The sequence below is a fragment of the Citrobacter sp. VF227 genome, from assembly GCF_052950715.1.
Window position 1 is genome coordinate 1 of the sequence record NZ_JBRFVF010000438.1, and the last position, 459, is coordinate 459.

The window sequence follows — 459 nt, forward strand, 5'->3', positions numbered from 1 at the left end:
TTTTGCATATAAATATCAAGCAAAATCAGGTCGATATGGTTACCGCTATGAAAGATTATCTCTTTCGCTTTCTCCAGCGTGGAGGCTGTGCCGCAGCAATGAGACACGGAGAGGTGTGCAACATAACGACGGTTTAAGTCCGCTACCATTGCATCGTCATCGACAATTAAGACATGGATCATCTGCTGGCCCTCTCACCATTCCACGGTAACTGTACAAAAAATTGGGTGAAGAGCCCAGGTTCAGACTCGACGGAAATATTGACGCCAACGTTTTCAACCTGTTGTTGAACAAGCGCTAAACCAACGCCCCGTTCGGTTCCTTTTGACGAAACGCCCTTCTCAGAGATGTGCTCAATGTGTTCGGCGGCGATCCCCGGGCCAGCGTCATTCACTTCGCAATGCAACCAGCCGTGTCGATAATGCAAGGATACGCTGATCTCGCCCCCAGGTTCTTGAC

Annotated in this window: 1 protein-coding gene and 1 pseudogene; both read right to left on the minus strand. The window is 49.5% G+C overall.

Features of this window, described 5'->3' with window-relative positions; genetic code table 11:
• Window positions 1–182 (minus strand): annotated as a pseudogene (locus tag ACU8YC_RS27200) (two-component system response regulator DcuR); the annotation flags it as partial.
• The coding region (locus tag ACU8YC_RS27205) for an ATP-binding protein (protein WP_446896288.1) at window positions 179–459 on the minus strand (281 nt) is incomplete at its 5' end. The gene ACU8YC_RS27205 and the pseudogene ACU8YC_RS27200, both read right to left, overlap by 4 nt.